We start from the raw sequence: 19,659 nt of genomic DNA on the forward strand, positions 1-19,659 counted from the left end.
CCGTTCTTCGTGTCTCCCTGGCCGCCGGAGCGCCTCGGCGGCCCCTTGTCAGCCCAGTGAGGCCGCCAGCTTGAAACGGGCCTCCCGCTGCTTCCTGTAGAGCGTGAGCGTCTCGGCATGCTCCTCGACGAGCCGCTCCTGGTACGCCTTCTCGACCGCTCCCCAGATGCCCACGAGGTTCACCTCGCGCTTGCACGCGACGTCGGCCTTGGCGGCCGTCACGGCCTTCGGGCCGCCCCTGTCGTCGGCCAGGCCCAGCTTCTCCACGACGTCGTACGGTGATTCGATCCCGGCGTATCCCGACTTGTCCATGCATGACGACCACTTCCTGAGGACGTCGACGACCCGGGAGTCCTGCCGGGAGCGGTCGTGCGCCTCCGAGGACAGCCCGAACGTGAAGAGCAGGTCCACGCTGTCCTTGGTCGGGGCGTACAGCTTGCGGTACCCCTCCCGCCCGCACCCGCCGGCCGGCACCTTCTGCCCGGCCGCCGTCAGGCCGCTGTCCACCTGGGCGGCCTCCTCCTCGGAGTTCGCGTCGGGGGCGGTGCCGCTCCGGGCTCCGGGCTGCTCGCCGGTCATCACGACGTACGCGCTGTCGCTCAGCGGCGGCGGAGCCGGCTTCGCCGGGCTGCCCTCCCCCGCGGACTTGTCGTACCCGTGGGCCGCCGCGTACGCCGGATCGGCCAGGCCGAAGAGGTAGGCGTGGCGGTCCTCGGCCCCGGCGCCGGCGGCCTCGGCCGGTCGCACGCCCTCGTAGGTGAACCCGTACCGGGCCATGCACCGGGAGACCAGGGCCTGCTGGACCTGGCCCATGCGGATCCGTTCGGCCTCGGTGTCCGTGTAGGCGTCCATCGGGAGGGACAGCGTGGCCGTCGCCGGGTTCACCTCGACGGGACCGAGCTCGGGTTCACCGCCCCCGGAGCCGCCGGTCCCGGCGCAGCCGGCCAGGAGGACGGCCGCCAGCAGGACGGTGGCCGGGGCGGCTGCGGGCCGGCGGCGCCGGGAGGTGTACATCGCGCGGAACTCCTTCTGCCGGATCGGGATTACGGGTGGAGGGTGTACTTGGCCGAGCTGATCTTGTTCTTGAAGTTCGCCGAGGCGTTGCCCGCGTAGTTCGACGGGATCTCCCCGACGTTGCCGCCCATGTCCTTGTCGGTGCCGACCTTCCAGGCGTAGACGTCCCGGTTCCGGTAGGACTCGGTGGTGTCGTTGATCCAGTCCCCGCTGGCCGAGCAGGAGCCCTGGTACTTGTCGTCGCTGAAGTTCAGGTCATTCGTCACCAGGTCGAAGACACAACCCGACTGGTTCTGCCAGTAGAAAAGCCCGAACTCCTGGTTCTCCAGATTTCCGTCGCGCCCCCAGGCGCCCGCCGGACCCGCGGTTCCCAGCAGAATGGCGCCGATCGAAACGGCGGCGACGCAGCCGGCCGACAGCTTGCGCATTGCGTTGTCCATCACGCTTACCTCACTCTTCAGGCGACAATCGGGGTGTTCGGGGCGGACCGGGATGACGCGTTTCCGCCCGGCGGGGATTCAACAGCGAAGCCCGTGCCTGTTCAAGCCTTTTCTCAGCTGATGGACCATCATTTCTGTTGTCTGATAGGTAACTTGTCGGAACCGGCCACCGGTATCTACTATCTGGCGGCGCGCCCTCCCCTACCGTAGAAACGGATGCGCATAATCCACTCCTACCTCCGCAAGGGAAACCCGTCGTGCACGCAAGATATTTGACCCCTCTACTTCTTCTGTGCATTTCTCTGACGGGATGCGGCGGCAGCGACAAAGAACCTGTGGCAAGCGACAGTCCGCCCCCCACCGCGGAGGAAATCGCCTACTACGACTGCCTGAAGAAGCAGGGTGTGGCCATCGTGTACACGGATTACGGGGCTCCGCGCGTGGACAAGTCGAAGCCCGCGAACGACGAGGCGCACAAGACCTGCGCGCCGATGCTGCCGCCCCCGCCGAAGCCCCAGCCGGCCACGCCCGCCCAGATCGCCGCCGCGCAGAAGGAGTCCGCGTGTCTGCGGGCCGAGGGCATCTCCTGGTACCCCGACCCGGACCCGGTCACCGCGCAGATCGACGACCGCCGGGGCACTCCCGAACAGTGGAACGCGCTCAAGCGCGACCACCTCGACGCGTTGAAGAAGTGCCGGCCGGAGAGATGAGCGAAGCGGAGCAGGTCGTGGAGCGCACCGAGGCCCTGGCGGCCCCCCAGGACGACCGCGGCGGACTCACGCGCGGGCGGCGCGTGGTGCTCGCCGTCGTCGGCGGGGCCGCGCTGATGGCGGTCGGCGGCCTGCTGGCGACCACGCTGGTGAAGTCCCCCGCGCAGGTGGCCGCGGAGACCGGCCCGCCCGTACAGGGGGCCCTGACCGCGGAGGTCGAGCGACGGGTGCTCGCGCAGACCGTGGTCATGCGCGGGACGGTGGTCGCCGACCAGAGCGTCGTCGTGTCCCCGCAGGGGATGCGCTCCGGCGACGGGACGGGCGGCGCGGCCCTGGTGACCAAACTGCCGCTGAAGGCGGGGGACCCGGTCACGGCGGGGCAGCTGATCGCCGAGGTGTCCGGGCGGCCGGTGTTCACCCTGCACGGCGCGCAGCCGATGTACCGCGACCTCAAGCCGGGAGCCACCGGCGACGACGTCGCGCAGCTGCAGCAGGCGCTGCGCGAGCTCGGGCACGGCACCGGCGGCGACGCGAGGGGTGTCTTCGGGGCCGGTACGAAGGCCGCGCTCACCGCCCGCTACCGGGCCGTCGGGTACGAGCCGCTGCCCGCGGTCGCCGACGGGGGCGCGGCGCTCAGGTCGGCGCGGGAGGCCGTGCGGTCCGCGACGTGGGCCGTGGAGGACGCGAGCGGCCCGGCCAGCACCGGCACCGGCGTCGGCACCGGCAAGGGCGGGGCCACGGAGACCGGATCCGGCACCGGCGTCGGCACCGGCAAGGGCGGGGGCGGGGGCGGGGCCACCCCGAGCGCGGCCACCCCGCCCGGCCCGGGCTCCGGCCCCAGCTCCGGCACCGGGACCGGTACCGGTACCGGCGCCGGTAGCGCTCCCGGTTCGGGCCGGGAGCTCGCGCGGGCGCGGCAGGCGCTCGGAGAGGCCCGGTCCGCGCTCGCGGCCGCCGAGGCCGCCGACGGGCCGATGCTGCCGACCGCCGAGAGCGTGTTCCTGGGCTCCTTCCCGGCCCGTGTCAGCTCCGTCGGGGCCCGCGCGGGCTCCCCCGTGTCCGGGCCGGTGCTCACGCTCTCCGGCGGGGAACTCGTCGTCGAGGCCTACCTCAAGGACGACAAGAGGCAGCTGCTGCGCGCCGGGATGGCCGTGGTGATCTCCTCCGAGGTCGCCGGTACCGATGTCCGCGGCAAGGTGGCGGTCGTCGCCACCGAGCGGTCCGCCGCTCAGCCCGCCGGGCCGCTCCCGCAGCAGGACGCCGGGCAGAACCCCAAGGGCGGCGGGAGCGGCGGAACGGGCGGCGGCGGCGCCGACTCCGGCTACCGGATGGTGGTCCGCGCCGACCAGCCCCTGCCCGCCGGCTTCGCCGGGCAGGACGTCCGGCTGACCATCGAGTCCGCCGCCACCGACGGCGAGGCGCTCGTGGTCCCGGTCACCGCGGTTTCCGCGGGCGCGGACGGGCGTACGGTCGTCACCGCCGTGTCCGCCGAAGGCACCCAGCGGCGCATCGAGGTACGGGCCGGCACCAGCGGCGACGGCTTCGTGGCCGTCACCCCCGCCCAGGCGGGCGCCCTCGCCGCCGGGACCAAGGTGGTGATCGGGGTCGCCCCCCGGGAGACCCGGGGGAAGACCAGGTGAGGCTCCTGCCCCGGCGGCCCCCGCAGGCCCGGCAGTCCCAGCAGGCCCCGCTGGCCCCGCAGTCCCCGCAGTCCCCGCACCGCCCGCGGTCCTCCGGCGACGGCGAAGGCCCGGCGGCCGAGCCCCCCGTGATCGAGCTCCGCGGGGTCGGCCTCACCTACCCCGGGCCGCCGCCCGTCGAAGCCCTGCACCCCTGCGACCTGACCGTCCGGCGCGGCGAGTTCATCACCGTCGTCGGCCCCTCCGGCTCCGGGAAGTCCACCTTCCTCAACGTCACCGGGCTGCTCGACTCCCCCACCAGCGGCCGGTACCTGCTCGACGGGATCGACACCGCCGCGCTCCCCGACCGGGAGCGCACCGCCCTGCGCGGCCGCCGGATCGGCTTCGTCTTCCAGTCCTTCCACCTCCTCCCCCACCGGTCCGCCCTGGAGAACGTCACCCTCGCCATGCTCTACACCGGAATCCCGCGCGCGCAGCGCCTCGTACGGGCCCGCGAGGCCCTGGACCGGGTCGGTCTCGGGCACCGCGCCGGCGCCGTGCCCGGCCGGCTGTCGGGCGGCGAGCGCCAGCGGGTGGCGATCGCCCGCGCCCTGGTCGGACGCCCCTCGCTCCTGCTGTGCGACGAGCCGACCGGCAATCTCGACTCCGTGAACGCCGCGTCCGTCCTCGGGCTGCTCGACGAACTGCACGGAGCCGGGATGACCGTCCTCGTCATCACGCACGACCCCGAGGTGGCCCGCCGCGGTGTCCGGACCGTCACCATCCGCGACGGGCGGCTGGATTCTTGAGCGCCGTCGTGCCCACCCGGCTCTCCGTACGCGACGCCCTGGCCGAGGCGGTCGCCGGGATGCTGCGCCGCCCCGGCCGGGCCGTGCTCACCGCCCTCGGCACCGTCCTCGGCGTGGGCAGCTTCGTGGCCGTGCTGGGCCTCACCGCCACCATCTCCTCGCAGATCGACGGCAGGTTCAACGTCCTGACCGCCACCGAGGTCGGCATCGAGGACGTCGCCGCCCAGCAGAACGAGTTCGCCGGTTCCGGCTTCCCGGCCGATGCCGAGGAGCGGCTGCGCGCCGTCGCGGGCATCGAGCACGCCGGGGTGCTGTGGACGGTGCGCCTCGACTCACGGACCACCGTGGGCCCCCTGCCCTCCGGCGCCGGCGACCCCACCACCGGAGCGGCCGTCGTCGCCGCCTCCCCCGGCGCCGTCGCCGCCCTCGTACCGACCCTCCAGGAGGGGCGGCTCTACGACGACTTCGCCGAGCGCGGCCGCGAACGCGTCGTCGTCATCGGCAGCGGGCTCGCCGCCCGCCTCGGCATCACCACCCTGGCCACCCGGCCCGCCCTCTACATCGGCCAGGAACCCTTCACCGTGGCGGGCATCGTCGCGGACCTGCGGCGCCGGCCCGAGCACCTGATGTCGGTCCTCGTGCCGCGCACCACCGCCGAGCAGCTCTGGGGGCCGCCCCCGCCCGGCGGCGCGACCATGCTGATCTCCACCGAACTCGGTGCCGCCCGCCAGGTCGCCGGCCTCGCCCCGCTCGCGCTGCGCCCCGACCACCCCGAGTACCTCAAGGCCGTCCCGCCGCCCGACCCCCGGACGCTGCGCTCGGGCGTCACCGCCGACCTGAGCGCGCTCTTCCTGCTGCTCGCCGGGATCTGCCTGGTCATCGGCGCGGTCGGGATCGCCAACACCACGCTGGTCGCCGTACTGGAGCGGACCGGCGAGATCGGGCTGCGCCGGGCGCTCGGGGCCCGGGGCCGGCACGTCTCGGCCCAGTTCCTCACCGAGTCCGCGGCCCTGGGGGCGCTCGGCGGCCTGGTCGGGACCTCGCTGGGCGAGCTGACCGTGGTCGCCGTCGCCCTCGCCCGGGACTGGACCCCGGTGATCCATCCGGCCACCGTCGCCGCTGCCCCGCTCGTTGGCCTGGTCACCGGGCTGCTGGCCGGGCTGTATCCCGCCTGGCGGGCGGCCCGTGTCGAACCGGCCGAAGCCCTGCGAAGATAGCGGCGGCGCGCGCCTGACCGTCAGGGCCGACCCGACCCGCCCCTGGAGGTGGTGGTCCCGTGAACCCGAAGTCGTACGAATCCCACGGCGCCGGCGACCCCACCGCGGTCCCGGCCGCGCTCGGGCTCGGCCTGCTCGCGGTGGGCGGCTGGCTGCTGACGACCGCCCGCCCCTGGCACAAGCCCGGCCATCCGCTCACGCTGGGCCTCGGCTGGACCGCCTCGGGGGCGCTCCTGGTGTGCGGGCTGGTCCTGCTGGCCAGGTGCGTCCGTACCGTCCACGGCCGCCCGGACGCGGACGTGCCCGCCCCCACCGAGGCGGGCACGGGCACGGACGACTGACCAGGCGGGCGCCTCAGGCCTTCGGGGCCACCTTCGAGAGGCCGTTGATGATGCGGTCCATCGCGTCGCCGCCCGTCGGGTCGGTCAGGTTGGCCAGCATCTTCAGGGTGAAGCGCATCAGCACCGGGTGGGTCAGACCGCGCTGGGCGGCGATCTTCATGACCTTCGGGTTGCCGATCAGCTTCACGAAGGCGCGGCCCAGGGTGTAGTAGCCGCCGTAGGTCTCCTTGAGCACCTTCGGGTAGTTGTGCAGGGCCAGCTCGCGCTGGGCCGGGGTGGCCCGCGCCTGGGCCTGCACGATGACGTCGGCCGCGATCTGGCCCGACTCCATGGCGTACGCGATGCCCTCGCCGTTGAACGGGTTGACGAGCCCGCCCGCGTCGCCGACCAGCAGCAGGCCCTTCGTGTAGTGCGGCTGCCGGTTGAAGGCCATCGGCAGGGCCGCGCCGCGGATCGGCTGCGTCATGTTCTCGGGGGTGTAGCCCCAGTCCTCCGGCATGGAGGCGCACCAGGCCTTGAGGACCTCGCGCCAGTCCAGCTCCTTGAAGGCGGAGGAGGAGTTGAGGATGCCGAGGCCGACGTTGGAGGTGCCGTCGCCCATGCCGAAGATCCAGCCGTAGCCGGGCAGCAGCCGGTCCTGCGCGCCGCGCCGGTCCCACAGCTCCAGCCAGGACTCCAGGTAGTCGTCGTCGTGCCGCGGCGAGGTGAAGTACGTCCGTACGGCCACGCCCATCGGGCGGTCCTCGCGCCGGTGCAGGCCCATCGCCAGGGACAGCCGGGAGGAGTTGCCGTCGGCCGCGACGACCAGCGGGGCGTGGAAGGTGACCGGGGTCTTCTCCTCGCCCAGCTTCGCGTGGACGCCCGTGATGTGGCCGGTGCGCGCGTCGCGCACCGGCTCGCCGACGGTGCAGCGCTCGTACAGCCGGGCGCCGGCCTTCTGCGCCTGACGGGCCAGGGTCTCGTCGAAGTCGTCACGCTTGCGGACGAGTCCGTAGTCCGGGTAGGAGGCGAGTTCCGGCCAGTCCAGCTGGAGCCGCTGGCCGCCGCCGATGATCCGCAGACCCTTGTTCCGCAGCCAGCCGGCCTCTTCGGAGATGTCGATGCCCATCGCCACCAGCTGCTTGGTGGCGCGCGGGGTCAGGCCGTCGCCGCAGACCTTCTCGCGCGGGAACGCCGTCTTCTCCAGCAGCAGGACGTCCAATCCGGCCTTGGCGAGGTAGTAGGCGGTGGTCGAGCCGGCGGGCCCGGCCCCGACGACGATCACGTCCGCGGAGTGTTCGGAGAGGAGCTCGGTCACTGCGGGGTCTCCCGAAGGCTCGATAAAGGGTGCCCAACGGCACCGGACATGTGCAGTCTATGCAGCGAGAGAGATCACGATCCGAAGGGTGCCTCCGATGACCACCTCACCGAGCCGGCCGCTCCCCGCCGTACAGCTCCGCGTGCCCACGGACGAGGACGCGCACGCCTGGCATGCGGCCTTCGCCGACCCCGACGTCATGGAGTTCCTGGGAGGGCCCGCGGAACTGTCCGCGTACGAGGAGATCACCGCGCGCCAGCGCATGCACGACGCCCAGCTGGGCTACTGCCTGTGGACCCTGACGGACGCGCAGGGCGGGGTGCTCGGCTTCACCGGCGCCCAGCCGTGGCCCCGGGAGAAGGGCTGGGGGCCGGTCGGCGAGATCGAGATCGGCTGGCGGCTGAGCCGCGCCGCGTGGGGCCGGGGCTACGCGTACGCCGCCGCGCTGGCCACGCTGGAACGGGTCCGCGCGGCCGGTGTCCCGCACGTGGTGGCGATGATCGACGCCCGGAACGCGCGTTCGGTGGCGGTGGCGGAGCGTCTGGGCATGGACCTGGCCGAGGAGTTCGCCACACCGGCCGGGAATCCGGCGCGCCGCTACGTGCTGGCCCTCTAGGGGGTGTCCGGCGGCCGGAAAGGTCTGCCGTGCCGGGCGTCGCCGGGCGTCGCGACCCGGCGAACCCTGCCGGTCGCCTAGAACACGGAGAGCCCGGTCAGCGTGGTGAAGCGGTCGAGGGCCGCCACGCCCGCCACGGAGTTCCCCCGGGCGTCCAGGCCCGGGCTCCACACCGCGAGGGTGCACTGGCCCGGGACGACGGCGACGATGCCGCCGCCCACGCCGCTCTTGCCGGGCAGCCCGACGCGGTAGGCGAACTCGCCCGCCGCGTCGTACGTCCCGCAGGTCAGCATCACCGCGTTGATCTGCTTGGCCTCGCTGCGCGTCAGCAGCCGCGTGCCGTCCGCGCGGAGCCCGTGCCGGGCCAGGAAGCGCCCGGCGCGGGCCAGATCGGCGCAGCTCATCTCGATGGAGCACTGCCAGAAGTAGTGCTCCAGCAGCGCGGGCACCGGGTTGTCGATGTTCCCGTACGAGGCCATGAAGTGGGCGACGGCCGCGTTGCGGTCGCCGTGCTCCTGCTCGGAGGCGGCGACCTCGGCGTCGAAGCCGATGTCCGGGTTCTGGCTCTCCTGCCGCAGGAACTCCAGCAGCTCGCTGCTCGCGTCACCCGTCAGCGTCTGGAGCCGGTCGGTGACCACGAGGGCGCCCGCGTTGATGAATGGATTGCGCGGAATGCCGTTTTCGTACTCCAGCTGCACGAGCGAGTTGAACGGGTTGCCGGAGGGCTCCCGCCCGACCCGCTCCCACAGGCTGTCGCCGCCCTCGGCCAGGGCCAGGGCGAGCGCGAAGACCTTGGTGATGGACTGGGCGGAGAAGGGCACCCGCCAGTCCCCGACCCCGAAGACGTTGCCGTCGAGGTCGGCGACGGCCATCCCGAACTGCCGCCGGTCCACGGAGGCCAGCGCCGGAATGTACTCGGCCGGGGTGCCGCTGCCGATCAGCGGGGCGATGTCGGCCGCGATCCGCTCCAGCAGCGGCCCGTAGTCCGTGCGCGCGACGTCAGGCACCGCGGTCAGTCCTTGAATCCCCGGTGCAGCGCGACGATGCCGCCGCTGAGGTTGCGCCAGGCGACCCCGGACCAGCCGGCCTTCTGCAGCAGGGCGGCCAGCGCCGGCTGGTCGGGCCATTCGCGGATGGACTCGGCGAGGTACACGTACGGCTCCGGGTCGGACACCACCGTGCGGGCCACCGGCGGCAGCGCCCGCATCAGGTACTCCATGTAGACCGTGCGGAACGGCCCCCAGGTGGGCTGCGAGAACTCGCAGATGACGACCTGCCCGCCGGGCTTCGTCACCCGGTACAGCTCGCGCAGCGCGGCGTCGGTGTCCTGGACGTTGCGCAGCCCGAAGGAGATCGTGACGGTGTCGAAGACGTCGTCCCCGAACGGCAGCTTCGTCGCGTCACCGGCGGTCAGCGGCAGCCAGGAGTGCTTCTTCTTGCCCTCCATGAGCATGCCCAGGGAGAAGTCGCAGGGGACGACATACGCGCCGGTGGCGGCGAAGGGCAGCGAGGAGGTGGCGGTTCCGGCGGCCAGGTCGAGGACCACGTGCCCGGGGCGCGCGCCGACCGCCTTCGCGACCTCCTTGCGCCACAGCCGGGCCTGGCCCAGCGAGATGACGTCGTTGGTGAGGTCGTATTTCGCCGCGATGCCGTCGAACATGGAGGCGACTTCGTGCGGCTGCTTGTCCAGGGAAGCCCTTGTCACTGGCGTTCGCCCCTCGGTGTGCGATGCGGATCGGCGGGTACGCACCCATCCTCTCAGGCCGCGCCCCGCCCGAGCCGCGCGGGCTCCGACACCCCCGCCCTCCTTTCCCACCGGACGGGTGTCGGAAACTGTTCCGAAGGACAGTTACGCGACGCCCCGGCGGACACGTTGACTGACACGGTGCGGCCCGGTGAGGGTCACCCACCGGATCGGTGACCGAATCGGGGCCGGTCCGGCAGGGGCCGCCACGAACAGGAAGCTTCACGATGCCGGCAGGCCAATCCAACGGTCGCTCCCGCCGCAGCAGCCCGCGCGCCCAGCGCCGGGCCGAGCGGCGCAAGCGGCTGCGGCGCACGATCCTCCTCGGCTCGGCGGCGGTGGTCGTGCTCTCGGCGACCGCGTACACGCTGCTGCCCGAGGCCGACGACGCGAAAGCCGTCGCGGGCCGGGCGGCGGCCCAGCCGGACCCGACGGCCGGGGAATCGGCGGACACGTCCGGGAACGCGGTCCCGCAGGGCGGCCAGCAAACCCCCTCCCCGCAGCCTTCCAGCCCGCCCGCGGCGTCCCCTCCCGGCTCGCCCACGCCGTCGCCCGCTGCCCCGACACCCGCCCGGCCGGGTACCTTCAAGACCTCCGCCGCCGCCGGAAAAGCGCAGGGGAAGGGGCCCGCGCGCCGCTGGCGGATCGAGGTCGAGGAGGGCAGCGGGGTCGACCCGGAGTCGGCCGCCCGCTCGGTCGAGGCGATCCTCGGCGATCCGCGCGGCTGGACCAAGGACCCGAAGTACGGCTTCCAGCTCGTCGCGGCGGGCCAGCCGGTGGACTTCACCATCAAGATCGCGACGCCGAAGACCACCGACCTCCTGTGCGACGTGGTCACGCCCGAGCTCATCGGCGAGACCAACTGCAGCACCGGGCACACCGTCGTGGTCAACCTCAAGCGCTGGCAGGAGGGTTCGCCGCAGTTCAACGGCTCACCCGAGGAGTACCGGGCGCTGATCATCAACCACGAGGTCGGGCACGAGCTCGGCCGCGGGCACGAGTCGTGCCCGGCCCCCGGCAAGCCCGCTCCGGCGATGATGCAGCAGATCAAGGGGCTTCTCGGCTGCAAGTCCAACGCCTGGCCGTACGACTCCGATGGAACCTACCTGTCCGGTCCGCCCGTCCTATAGGGGGAGAGCCGGCCACAGAACGGGGCCGCCGGGGGGCTAGGAGAAAACGTGCGCGTTGTCAGCTTCAGCGTCCCGGCGTGGTTCCCCTCGTACGAGGAGCCGGGCGGGGAAGCGCAGGCACCGTGCGAGGACGTGCAGGGCGACTCCGTGCCGAACGGCTCCGTGCCGAACGGGGACGGCCCCGCCGACCGGCCCGCCGAGCAGCCCGCCGACGCCCAGCTGACCGAGCAGGAGTCGGCCGTGTTCCTGTGCCTGGCCACCGGCGCCTCCAACCGGGAACTGGCCGTCGAGCTGCAACTCTCCGTCAGCACGGTCAAGTTCCACGTGGTGAACATACGGGCCAAGCTGGGCGGCATCAGCCGCCTGCAGGCCTGCCTGCTGGCCGCCCTCGCCCGCGAGGACACCCGGCGCGCCGCGGACGCCGCGGACGCCGCCGGACGCGGCGGCCGGATCGGGCTCAGCGACGACGGTGGAGCAGCCGTCCCCCGATGACCGTGGCCACGCACGTGGTCGCGCCCTGCTCCAGCAGCTCGGCCTCGTCCGCCACCGCGAAGACCGCGAAACGCGCCGGAACCCCCGCCTCCAGGATGCCGTGGAAGGCCTCCGCCGCGGCGGTCCGCCCGGCGAAGGGGTCCAGGTCCGGCGGCCCTTCGCAGCCGGCCGGCGGCAGGATCGTGAGCCCGGACCGGGACACCGCCGTGCGCACGGCCGGGATCGTGAAGCGTCCGCAGACCGCCACCACCCCGCGGGCCAGCAGCTTCTGCGTGCCCCGGCGGGCGCTGTGACCCCACCGCGGCTCGGTCATCTTCAGCGCGTCCAGCGCGGCCTCACCCGTGATCGGGCCGGCGCCGAGCTCGGTGACCTCGTACGGGTCGTCCGGGTAGTACGTGCGCTCCAGCAACGCGTCCGCCCCGCGCACCACCAGCCCCGGGGTGATCACCCCGGGCCAGCGGCGCGCCCGGGCGTGCGGGTGGGCCGCGGCGACCTCCTGGTACGGACCCACGCGGGCGATCCGGTCGCCGTCGACGAGGACCGCACCGCCCGGCAGCGGCGCGGATCCCGGCCCGGGGACCAGGAGTTCGGCGGTGTGCAGCGTCAGCATCGGTAGGCCGGCGTCGTCAGTTCGTGGAGATGAGCTTCAGCTCGGGGTGCGCCGTGCCGCCTTCGATGGCCGTGGAGGAGATGTGCGAGACCACGCGCTCGTCGACCGGGTCGTTCGCCGGGTCGTCGTGCACGAGCAGGTGCTCGTAGGTCGTCGCGCGCTGCGCCGGGGTACGGCCCGCCTTGCGGATCAGGTCGATGATCTCCTGGCGGTTGGAGCGGTGCTTGGCACCGGCCGAGGAGACGACGTTCTCCTCCAGCATGATCGACCCGAGGTCGTCGGCGCCGTAGTGCAGCGAGAGCTGGCCCGCCTCCTTGCCGACGGTCAGCCAGGAGCCCTGGATGTGGGCGATGTTGTCGAGGAAGAGCCGCGCGATCGCGATCATGCGCAGGTACTCGAAGATCGTCGCCTGGGTGCGGCCCTTGAGGCGGTTGTTCTCGGGCTGGTAGGTGTACGGGATGAAGGCGCGGAAGCCGCCCGTACGGTCCTGCGTGTCCCGGATCATCGCGATGTGCTCGATGCGCTCGGCGTTGGTCTCGCCGGTGCCCATCAGCATGGTGGAGGTGGACTCCACGCCCAGCTTGTGGGCGATCTCCATGATCTCCAGCCAGCGCTCGCCGGACTCCTTGAGCGGGGCGATCGCCGTGCGCGGCCGCTCCGGCAGCAGCTCGGCGCCGGCGCCCGCGAAGGAGTCGAGGCCGGCCGCGTGGATGCGCTGGATGGCCTCCTCCGCCGAGACGCCCGAGATACGGGCCATGTGCTCGACCTCGGACGCGCCGAGGGAGTGGATGACCAGCTGCGGGAAGTCCTTCTTGATGGCGGAGAAGTGGTGCTCGTAGTACTCGACGCCGTAGTCCGGGTGGTGCCCGCCCTGGAACATGATCTGCGTGCCGCCGAGCTCGACGGTCTCCGCGCAGCGGCGCAGGATGTCGTCGAGGTCGCGGGACCAGCCCTTCTTCGCGTCCTTGGGGGCCGCGTAGAAGGCGCAGAACTTGCACGCCGTGACGCACACGTTGGTGTAGTTGATGTTCCGCTCGATGATGTACGTCGCGATGTGCTCGGTACCGGCGTAGCGGCGGCGGCGCACGGCGTCGGCCGCCTGGCCCAGCGCGTGCAGCGGGGCGTGGCGGTAGAGGTCGAGCGCCTCTTCCTTGGTGATCCGGCCCCCCGCGGCGGCGCGGTCGAGGACAGACTGGAGAACGGCCTGGTCGGTCACCGGTGAGTCACCTTTCGGCGGTGTGTCTGTGTCAAGGTCCGGACCGATCCAGCCTACGCCAGGGCCTGGCGAGGGTTTTCAGGGGCTGCGGGTCAGGTCGCCCTCGGGGTTTCCGGCCGGGCTGTCGCCCGACTTGTAGTGGAGCGTCCCGTTGGCGTTGAGGGTGAAGCGTTCGTCGGCGGAGCCGTCGGAGCACATGCCGGGGGCCGGGTTCGGGCCGCCCGAGCTGTCCAGGACGAGGGAGCGGTCGGTGGCGGAGGCCAGCCTCCAGTCACCGCTGCAGTCGGTGCCGAACAGCGGGAGGACCGACTTGTCCCGGGCGACGACCTCACCGACCTTGCCGGCCTTGATGGTGATCTCGAACTCGGTGGAGAGCCTGGCGCGGGCGGTGGTGACCGTGCCCTTCCAGGTGCCGACCAGCTCCTGCGGCACGTCCTGGCGGGACCCCTTGGGCGCGGCCGGGCTGCCGCTCGGGCTCCCGCTCCCGCTCGGGGTCGCGGCCGGGTCCGGAGCCGAGCCCGCCGGGGCCGGGGAGGACGCGGAGGGCCGGGCTCCGGCGTCGGCCAGGTCATGGCCCTTGCCGCCCTGGCCCGGCAGCACGTCCATCCAGTACAGCCCGCCGGACAGCACCGCCAGTACGGCCGCGGCCGCCAGCACCACCGTGCAGCTGAACCGGCGCCCGGCCGCCCTCACGGTGACCTGCCGCCCCGGATCCTGCGCGGCGGTCCGCTGCCCGGGCAGCCCCGCGCCGCCGGTTCCCGGGCCGGGCGTCCCGTACGGACCGGACCGGCCGGGTGGCTCCGCGGGCGCGGTCGGCGCCCCGGCCACCCCGCCGCCCGTACCGGCGGAGCCGGTGCGGGCGCCCGCGGCGCCGTACGCGGGGTCGGGCGGCCCGAAGCCCCCCGCCCCGGCGGCGCCTCCGTACGAGGCGGCCGTGAACGGCACCGGCCCGGACGGGGCGTCCGCGTACGGCGAGTGCGACGGCTGCGGGGGGTGCGACGGGTGCGGCACTCCGAAGCCCTGGCCCGCCGAGGCGTCGGACCCCCCGGAGGTGTCCGCGTCCAGGTCCAGCAGGGCCACCGCGGCCCGGCTGGCCGCCTCGACCAGCGGCCCGGGCAGCCACCCGGGGGCACCCAGCGCCCCGCCGAGGGCCGCCGCGACCGCCTCGGGGGCGGGCCGCTCCGCGGGCGTCTTGGCCAGGCAGGCCTCGATCAGCTCGCGCAGCCCGCCGGCCGGGAGCGCGCCCAGCTCGGGCGGCTCGTGCACCACCTTGTAGAGCAGGGTGGCCGAGTTGTCCCCGCTGAAGGGCGGCCGCCCGGTCGCCGCGAAGGCCATGACCGCGCCGAGCGAGAACACGTCGGCCGCGCCGGTGATCCCCTTGCCGAGGATCTGCTCGGGCGACATGTAGCCGGGTGAGCCGACGGAGACGCCGGTGGAGGTGAGCGAGGCGGTGCCGTCCGTGGCCCGCGCGATCCCGAAGTCGATCAGCCGCGGTCCGTCGAGGGTGAGCATCACGTTCGACGGCTTCACGTCCCGGTGTACGAGGCCCAGGCCGTGGACGGCCACCAGGGCGCGGGCCAGCCCCGCGCCGACGGCCCGTACCGAGGCCTCGGGCAGCGGGCCGTGCGCGGCCAGCGCGCGGTCCAGGGAGGGCCCGGCCACGTACCCGGTGGCCACCCACGGCACCGGGGCCTCGGGGTCGGCGTCCAGCACCGGCGCGGTCCACTCGCCGCCCACCCGGCGGGCCGCCTCGACCTCACGGCGGAACCGGGCCCGGAACTCCTCGTCGGTCGCGAAGTGGGGGTGCACGATCTTGACGGCGACGGTCCGGCCGCCGGCGCTGCGCCCCAGGTAGACCCGGCCCATGCCACCCGCACCGAGCCGGCCGAGCAGCCGGTAGGCGCCGATGACGCGCGGCTCACCCGCTTCGAGCGGCTGCATCGCGTCCCCCAATTCCCCGTGATCCCGGGCGCCTTGTGCCGCCCGGCCGAGCAGCAGCCTAGGCGGTGCCGGGGCGGGGCGGGGGAAGGAGTACGGTCACCCTTTTGCATTTCCATCCCAAGGCGAGAAATGCAAAAAGGGCGAGAATTCCCGGTAAACCGCACATTCGCCCGTACGGCCTCTGGACTACCGCCGGGTAAACCCGGTCAGCACTCCTGGACCACCGTGCTCAGCAGCTCCACGGCGACATCTGCGGGATACCCGGTCGTCGCTCCCGTACGGCGTGCGAATTCCTGTACGCCGGCCAGCTGCTCGGGACCGAAGCGGAAGTCGAGCGTCGTGAAGTACCGCTCCAGCAGCTCCGCGTCGAAGGCCTCCCAGCGGGCGGCCTGCTCGGCCACCTTGGTGACCTCCTCCAGGGAGACGTCCCGGGAGGAGAGGAAGGCCTCGTGGACCTCGCGCACGACGGCGGGCTCGCGGGCGAGGTAGTCCTTGCGGGCGGCCCAGACGGCGAAGACGAACGGCAGCCCGGTCCACTCCTTCCACATGTGCCCCAGGTCGTGCACGGTCAGCCCGAGCCGGGGCGCGTCGTGCAGGGAGGCGCGCAGGGCGGCGTCCCCGATCAGTACGGCCGCGTCCGCCTCCTGCATCATCACGCTCAGGTCGGGCGGGCAGGTGTAGTAGTCGGGCCGCACCCCGTACTGCTCGGAAAGCAGCAGCTGAGCGAGGCGTACAGACGTACGAGAGGTGGAACCGAGCGCGACGCGGGCTCCGTCGAGCTGCTCCAGGGGGACCTGCGAGACGATCACGCAGGACATCACCGGACCGTCGCAGCCGACGGCGATGTCGGGGAAGGCGACGAGCTGGTCGGCGTTGCGGAGGAACTCCACGAGGGTGATCGGGGCGATGTCCAGGTCCCCCTGGACGAGGCGCTCACTGAGTTTCTCGGGGGAGTCCTTGGTCAGCTCCAGGTCCAGCAGAGTGCCGGTTCTGGCCAGCCCCCAGTAGAGGGGCAGGCAGTTCAGGAACTGAATGTGGCCGACGCGGGGCCGGCTGCGATAGACGTCCACATCGCGAGACTAGCCCCCGGGTCCGCGTCAGCCTTGCGGCGGGTCTCAAACGTCCGGGTGACGTGATCTTTCCCTCTGGTCTCGGCCGCATGGTGCGTGCTAGGCTCGCCGCAAGTTGCAGTTTGGTTTCCCTTGCAGTACGAGGCCTGCGGAGAATGTGACCCGCAGGCTTTTGTAGTTTTCAGACTTCTTAGCAGGTTCTGGAGCAGGGCGACCCTTTGGCCCATAGGAGGGCTCATGGCTACCGGAACCGTGAAGTGGTTCAACGCTGAAAAGGGCTTCGGCTTCATCGCCCAGGACGGCGGCGGCCCGGATGTCTTCGTCCACTACTCCGCGATCAACGCCTCTGGCTTCCGCTCCCTCGAGGAGAACCAGCAGGTCAACTTCGACGTCACGCAGGGTCCGAAGGGCCCGCAGGCGGAGAACGTCACCCCGGCCTAGTCGCCTGGGCCAACTCCCATCGCGGGTTGGAAAAGCAGTACCCAAGGAGCCCTGTCCCCTCTGCGCGAGCAGATCAGGCAGGGCTCCTGCCTTTCCCCTCCCGAACGGGGGGGACGGGTACGCCCTGGGGGCCGCACCGTGCACACGGTGCGGCCCCCAGGGCGTACGCGGGCGGGAGGGGCCGGGACCGGGACCGGTCGGCTCCACCGGGCCCGACGCAGTGGTCCCCGGCACCGGGGACGGTGCCGGGGACCACGGGCGTACGGGATCAGGGGCGGGTCGCCGCCTTGGCGGGAGCCGGGTCGGTGGTGGGCGCGGTCGGGGTCGCCGGCGTGGTCGGGGTCGTGGCCGGAGCGGTGACCTTGAGCTCCAGGACCAGGGTCACCTTCTCCTTGGTGGTCAGACGCACGAAGTAGGAGCCCGGGGGCACGTCCGTGGTGAACAGCTCCGGCAGCACGATCTTGCCGTCGGCGCCCGACTTGGCCAGCAGCCGGCCGAAGACCGGCTTCCCGGCCTCGTCCTTGAAGTACGGGGCCTTCGCGGTCGCCGGGTCCACCGGGACCCACGTGCCGTCCGCGTCCTTCACGACCAGGTCGGCCACGGCCTCCGTACCCGCGACGGGCTTCCCGGCCGCGGTGGCGAAGACCTCCACGCCGGTGAAGCTCTTGCCCGCGACCGCCTCCAGCGGCTTCGCGTCACCCGCACGGGCCAGCCGGTCCGCGACCGTCACCGTGACCTTGCCCTCGAACTTCTCGGTGAACCTGCCCTGCGGGTCGTAGGCCGAGGCCCGCAGCGTGAAGGTGCCGGCCTTGGGGCCCGCCTTGAGCCCGGGCGCGGCGGCGATGCCGTCGGCGCCCGCCTTGACCACCAGGGAGTCCGCCGTCCCGAAGAGGGTCCCGCCAGTGGTGTCCCCCTCGACCGCGAAGACGACCTCCTGGTTGACGGCGGGCTTGCCGTCGCTGAGGAGCACCTTGACGCGAGGGACCTCCGCGAAGGCCGCACCGGCCTCGGCCGTGAGGCCGGTGCCGCCGATGACCGTCAGCCCCGCCAGGCGCGGAGTGGCCGGCTTCGGCTGCTCCGGCGTGGGAGTCGGGGTCGGAGTCGGAGTCGGAGTCGGCTTGGGGGTCGGCTTCGGGGTCGGTGTCGGCGTGGGCGTCACCGGATTCGACGGCGTGACGGGCACCTGCGGGGTGGGCAGGGTGCCCGGCGGCAGCGTCGGGTAGTTCCCGACGGGCGGGTTCTCCACCGCGCCGGCGCCGCCGGCCTGGTACTGGCGCATGTAGCCGAGCACGGTGTTCACGTACTCGCGGGAGTTGTTGTAGCTGAGGATCGCCTGGTCGAGCTTGGCCTCGTTCGACAGGTCCCGGTCGCCCGCGCACAGGTAGAGACCCGCGCCGAGGGCCGCGTCGTAGATGTTGTTCGGGTCGCGCTTGGAGTCGCCGTTGCCGTCGGCGCCCCACTTGGCCCACGTGGACGGGATGAACTGCATCGGGCCGACGGCCCGGTCGTACACCGCGTCCGCGTCCCACTCGCCCTTGTCCGTGTCCCGGACCTCGGCGAAGCCGTTGCCGTCGAGGCGCGGGCCGCGGATGGGCTTCTCGGTGTAGCCGTCGGCCTTGAGCCCGTAGCCCGAGGCGTGGACGGACTCCACCCGGCCGATGCCGGCGAGCAGCTGCCAGGGCAGCTTGCAGCCGGGGAGCGCCGCGGCCACCGAGACCTCGGCGCGGTTGTACGCGTCGAGGGCGGTCGCGGGTATCCCGCTGGCCGCCTCCGGCGCGCCCACCCCGGTGGGCGGCGGGTCGGCGACGATGTCGGGCAGATCCAGCCGGGCGTCACCACGGTCGGTCGCCTGCGGACTGTCCGGAGTGGGCTCGGACTCTCCCGCGTCAGCGGTCGACGGGCTGGTCACGACCGCGGCGGTGGTCAGGCTGGCCGCGAGCGCGGCCGTGCACAGGACCTTGCGCGAGGTGTTGACGAGGTGGCGGTGAAGCGGCTTCACAGTGCGGCGATCCCCCCAAGGAGCCGTCAAATGAATACGGCTGGTCTTGCCGTGAATATCCACTGTCTATCAGGTATTCGTCCCCGACTCGCCGTGTCCCCGGCAGATGGGACACACCATTCGTCTCGGCTTCACCCGGGTCTCATGGCCGAATGGACAGACTCCCCGACCAGCCGCCCGAATCGCCCCGATGACACCGCATTCCTACCACCTCCCACCCGATCAAGTACGGCATCGCGGGAACCATCTACGATGTGACCCAAGTCACTTCATGAATTCCGATCGCGCGCGATGAATTCCGCGGGGCGGAGCGGTCTCCCTCACGTACGCACCGGACCGAGGAAGAGGAACGACCCATGCGCATCGTCATCACCGAGTTCATCAGCCTGGACGGCGTCGTACAGGCCCCGGGCGGTCAGGGCGAGGACAACGACGGCGACTTCGCCCACGGCGGCTGGTCGCACCCGTTCTTCGACCCGGAGGTGGTCGGCGGCTCCTTCACCGAGGCGCTGGAGAACGCCGAGGCCCTGCTGTTCGGGCGCCGCACATGGCAGACCATGGCCGCGGCGTGGCCCGGGCGCACGGGCGACCCGTTCGCCGACCGGATGAACTCCGTCCCGAAGTACGTCGTTTCCCAGACCCTGGGCGAGGGCGATCTGACCTGGCACAACACCACGCGCATCGACGGCGGCAAGGCGGTCGCCCGCATCCGGGAGCTGCACGAGGCCGAGGGTGGCGACCTGGTGGTCATGGGCAGCCCCACCCTCGTACGCACCCTGCTGAGCGAGGGGCTGGTCGACGAACTCCGGCTCATGGTCATGCCGGTGCTGCTCGGCGGCGGCAAGTCGATCTTCCCTGCCGACGGCGGGCTGCGCCCGCTCGAACTGGTCTCCACGGCGATCAGCCCGGCCGGTGTGCACGTGTGCACCTACCGCCCGGCCGCCTAGGCCGGG

General features: G+C 72.7%; 20 protein-coding genes. 10 read left to right on the plus strand and 10 right to left on the minus strand.

Going from position 1 to position 19,659, the window contains the following annotated elements; all coding sequences use genetic code 11:
- Positions 1-48: 48 nt before the first annotated feature.
- Both Sspor_RS19275 and Sspor_RS19280 read right to left on the minus strand, forming a co-directional pair.
- Positions 49-1,014, minus strand: coding sequence for a hypothetical protein (locus Sspor_RS19275; protein WP_202200237.1), 966 nt, complete (start codon positions 1,012-1,014; stop codon positions 49-51).
- Between the two features lie 29 nt (positions 1,015-1,043).
- On the minus strand, positions 1,044-1,454 hold the full coding sequence (locus tag Sspor_RS19280; RefSeq protein WP_202200238.1) for a hypothetical protein: 411 nt from the start codon (positions 1,452-1,454) through the stop codon (positions 1,044-1,046).
- Between the two features lie 335 nt (positions 1,455-1,789).
- Between Sspor_RS19280 and Sspor_RS19285 the strand changes: the two genes are divergently transcribed.
- The 5 genes from Sspor_RS19285 (at position 1,790) to Sspor_RS19305 (ending at position 6,150) form a co-directional block, all read left to right on the plus strand.
- On the plus strand, positions 1,790-2,164 hold the full coding sequence (locus Sspor_RS19285) for a hypothetical protein (protein WP_202200239.1): 375 nt from the start codon (positions 1,790-1,792) through the stop codon (positions 2,162-2,164).
- A complete protein-coding gene (locus Sspor_RS19290) occupies positions 2,161-3,804 on the plus strand; it encodes a peptidoglycan-binding domain-containing protein (protein ID WP_202200240.1) in 1,644 nt (547 codons plus the stop codon). Before Sspor_RS19285 ends, Sspor_RS19290 begins: the two co-directional genes overlap by 4 nt.
- A 128-nt stretch (positions 3,805-3,932) precedes the next feature.
- Positions 3,933-4,592, plus strand: coding sequence for an ABC transporter ATP-binding protein (locus tag Sspor_RS19295; protein ID WP_202203738.1), 660 nt, complete (start codon positions 3,933-3,935; stop codon positions 4,590-4,592).
- Complete coding sequence (locus Sspor_RS19300) at positions 4,589-5,809, plus strand: ABC transporter permease (RefSeq protein WP_237403928.1); 1,221 nt, start codon at positions 4,589-4,591, stop codon at positions 5,807-5,809. Before Sspor_RS19295 ends, Sspor_RS19300 begins: the two co-directional genes overlap by 4 nt.
- 59 nt (positions 5,810-5,868) lie before the next feature.
- Positions 5,869-6,150 carry a hypothetical protein gene (locus tag Sspor_RS19305; RefSeq protein ID WP_202200241.1) on the plus strand — a complete coding sequence of 94 codons (282 nt, stop codon included), beginning with the start codon at positions 5,869-5,871 and terminating at the stop codon, positions 6,148-6,150.
- 13 nt (positions 6,151-6,163) lie between these two features.
- Here the strand turns inward: Sspor_RS19305 and Sspor_RS19310 are convergent, their stop codons facing one another.
- A complete protein-coding gene (locus tag Sspor_RS19310; protein ID WP_030722345.1) occupies positions 6,164-7,447 on the minus strand; it encodes a geranylgeranyl reductase family protein in 1,284 nt (427 codons plus the stop codon).
- A 97-nt stretch (positions 7,448-7,544) separates the two neighbouring features.
- Here Sspor_RS19310 and Sspor_RS19315 point away from each other — a divergent pair, with 97 nt between their 5' ends.
- Positions 7,545-8,063, plus strand: coding sequence for a GNAT family N-acetyltransferase (locus Sspor_RS19315; RefSeq protein WP_202200242.1), 519 nt, complete (start codon positions 7,545-7,547; stop codon positions 8,061-8,063).
- Positions 8,064-8,140: 77 nt separating this feature from the next.
- On the opposite strand, the gene Sspor_RS19320 is transcribed toward Sspor_RS19315, so the two are convergent.
- Together Sspor_RS19320 and Sspor_RS19325 are read right to left on the minus strand one after the other, a co-directional pair.
- Positions 8,141-9,037 carry a glutaminase gene (locus Sspor_RS19320; RefSeq protein ID WP_254723409.1) on the minus strand — a complete coding sequence of 299 codons (897 nt, stop codon included), beginning with the start codon at positions 9,035-9,037 and terminating at the stop codon, positions 8,141-8,143.
- Positions 9,038-9,075: 38 nt separating this feature from the next.
- A complete protein-coding gene (locus Sspor_RS19325; protein ID WP_202200244.1) occupies positions 9,076-9,768 on the minus strand; it encodes a demethylmenaquinone methyltransferase in 693 nt (230 codons plus the stop codon).
- A gap of 266 nt (positions 9,769-10,034) precedes the next feature.
- Here Sspor_RS19325 and Sspor_RS19330 point away from each other — a divergent pair, with 266 nt between their 5' ends.
- Positions 10,035-10,937, plus strand: coding sequence for a DUF3152 domain-containing protein (locus Sspor_RS19330; RefSeq protein WP_202200245.1), 903 nt, complete (start codon positions 10,035-10,037; stop codon positions 10,935-10,937).
- Positions 10,938-10,985: 48 nt separating this feature from the next.
- The gene (locus tag Sspor_RS19335) at positions 10,986-11,429 is read left to right on the plus strand and encodes a response regulator transcription factor (protein WP_202200246.1); all 444 of its coding nucleotides are present in this window, start codon (positions 10,986-10,988) and stop codon (positions 11,427-11,429) included.
- Here Sspor_RS19335 and Sspor_RS19340 read toward each other — a convergent pair.
- From Sspor_RS19340 to Sspor_RS19355, 4 genes are all read right to left on the minus strand, one after another.
- Positions 11,395-12,039: an imidazolonepropionase-like domain-containing protein gene (locus Sspor_RS19340; protein WP_202200247.1), complete on the minus strand. Its 645-nt coding sequence runs from the start codon at positions 12,037-12,039 to the stop codon at positions 11,395-11,397. The genes Sspor_RS19335 and Sspor_RS19340 overlap by 35 nt on opposite strands.
- 16 nt (positions 12,040-12,055) lie before the next feature.
- Entirely contained in the window at positions 12,056-13,255 is a 1,200-nt protein-coding gene (gene mqnC / locus Sspor_RS19345; RefSeq protein ID WP_033224154.1) for a cyclic dehypoxanthinyl futalosine synthase, read from the minus strand.
- Between the two features lie 78 nt (positions 13,256-13,333).
- Positions 13,334-15,196 carry a serine/threonine-protein kinase gene (locus tag Sspor_RS19350; protein WP_202200248.1) on the minus strand — a complete coding sequence of 621 codons (1,863 nt, stop codon included), beginning with the start codon at positions 15,194-15,196 and terminating at the stop codon, positions 13,334-13,336.
- 206 nt (positions 15,197-15,402) lie between these two features.
- Entirely contained in the window at positions 15,403-16,266 is an 864-nt protein-coding gene (locus Sspor_RS19355) for a menaquinone biosynthetic enzyme MqnA/MqnD family protein (protein WP_202200249.1), read from the minus strand.
- A 237-nt stretch (positions 16,267-16,503) separates the two neighbouring features.
- Between Sspor_RS19355 and Sspor_RS19360 the strand changes: the two genes are divergently transcribed.
- Positions 16,504-16,707: a cold-shock protein gene (locus Sspor_RS19360; protein ID WP_007265804.1), complete on the plus strand. Its 204-nt coding sequence runs from the start codon at positions 16,504-16,506 to the stop codon at positions 16,705-16,707.
- A gap of 268 nt (positions 16,708-16,975) precedes the next feature.
- Here Sspor_RS19360 and Sspor_RS19365 read toward each other — a convergent pair whose 3' ends face one another.
- Positions 16,976-18,706, minus strand: coding sequence for a lytic transglycosylase domain-containing protein (locus Sspor_RS19365; RefSeq protein WP_202200250.1), 1,731 nt, complete (start codon positions 18,704-18,706; stop codon positions 16,976-16,978).
- Between the two features lie 356 nt (positions 18,707-19,062).
- On the opposite strand from Sspor_RS19365, the gene Sspor_RS19370 reads away from it, so the two are divergent.
- Positions 19,063-19,653, plus strand: coding sequence for a dihydrofolate reductase family protein (locus Sspor_RS19370; protein ID WP_202200251.1), 591 nt, complete (start codon positions 19,063-19,065; stop codon positions 19,651-19,653).
- Positions 19,654-19,659: the final 6 nt, after the last annotated feature.

The sequence above is a fragment of the Streptomyces spororaveus genome (assembly GCF_016755875.1).
Lineage (GTDB): Bacteria > Actinomycetota > Actinomycetes > Streptomycetales > Streptomycetaceae > Streptomyces > Streptomyces spororaveus.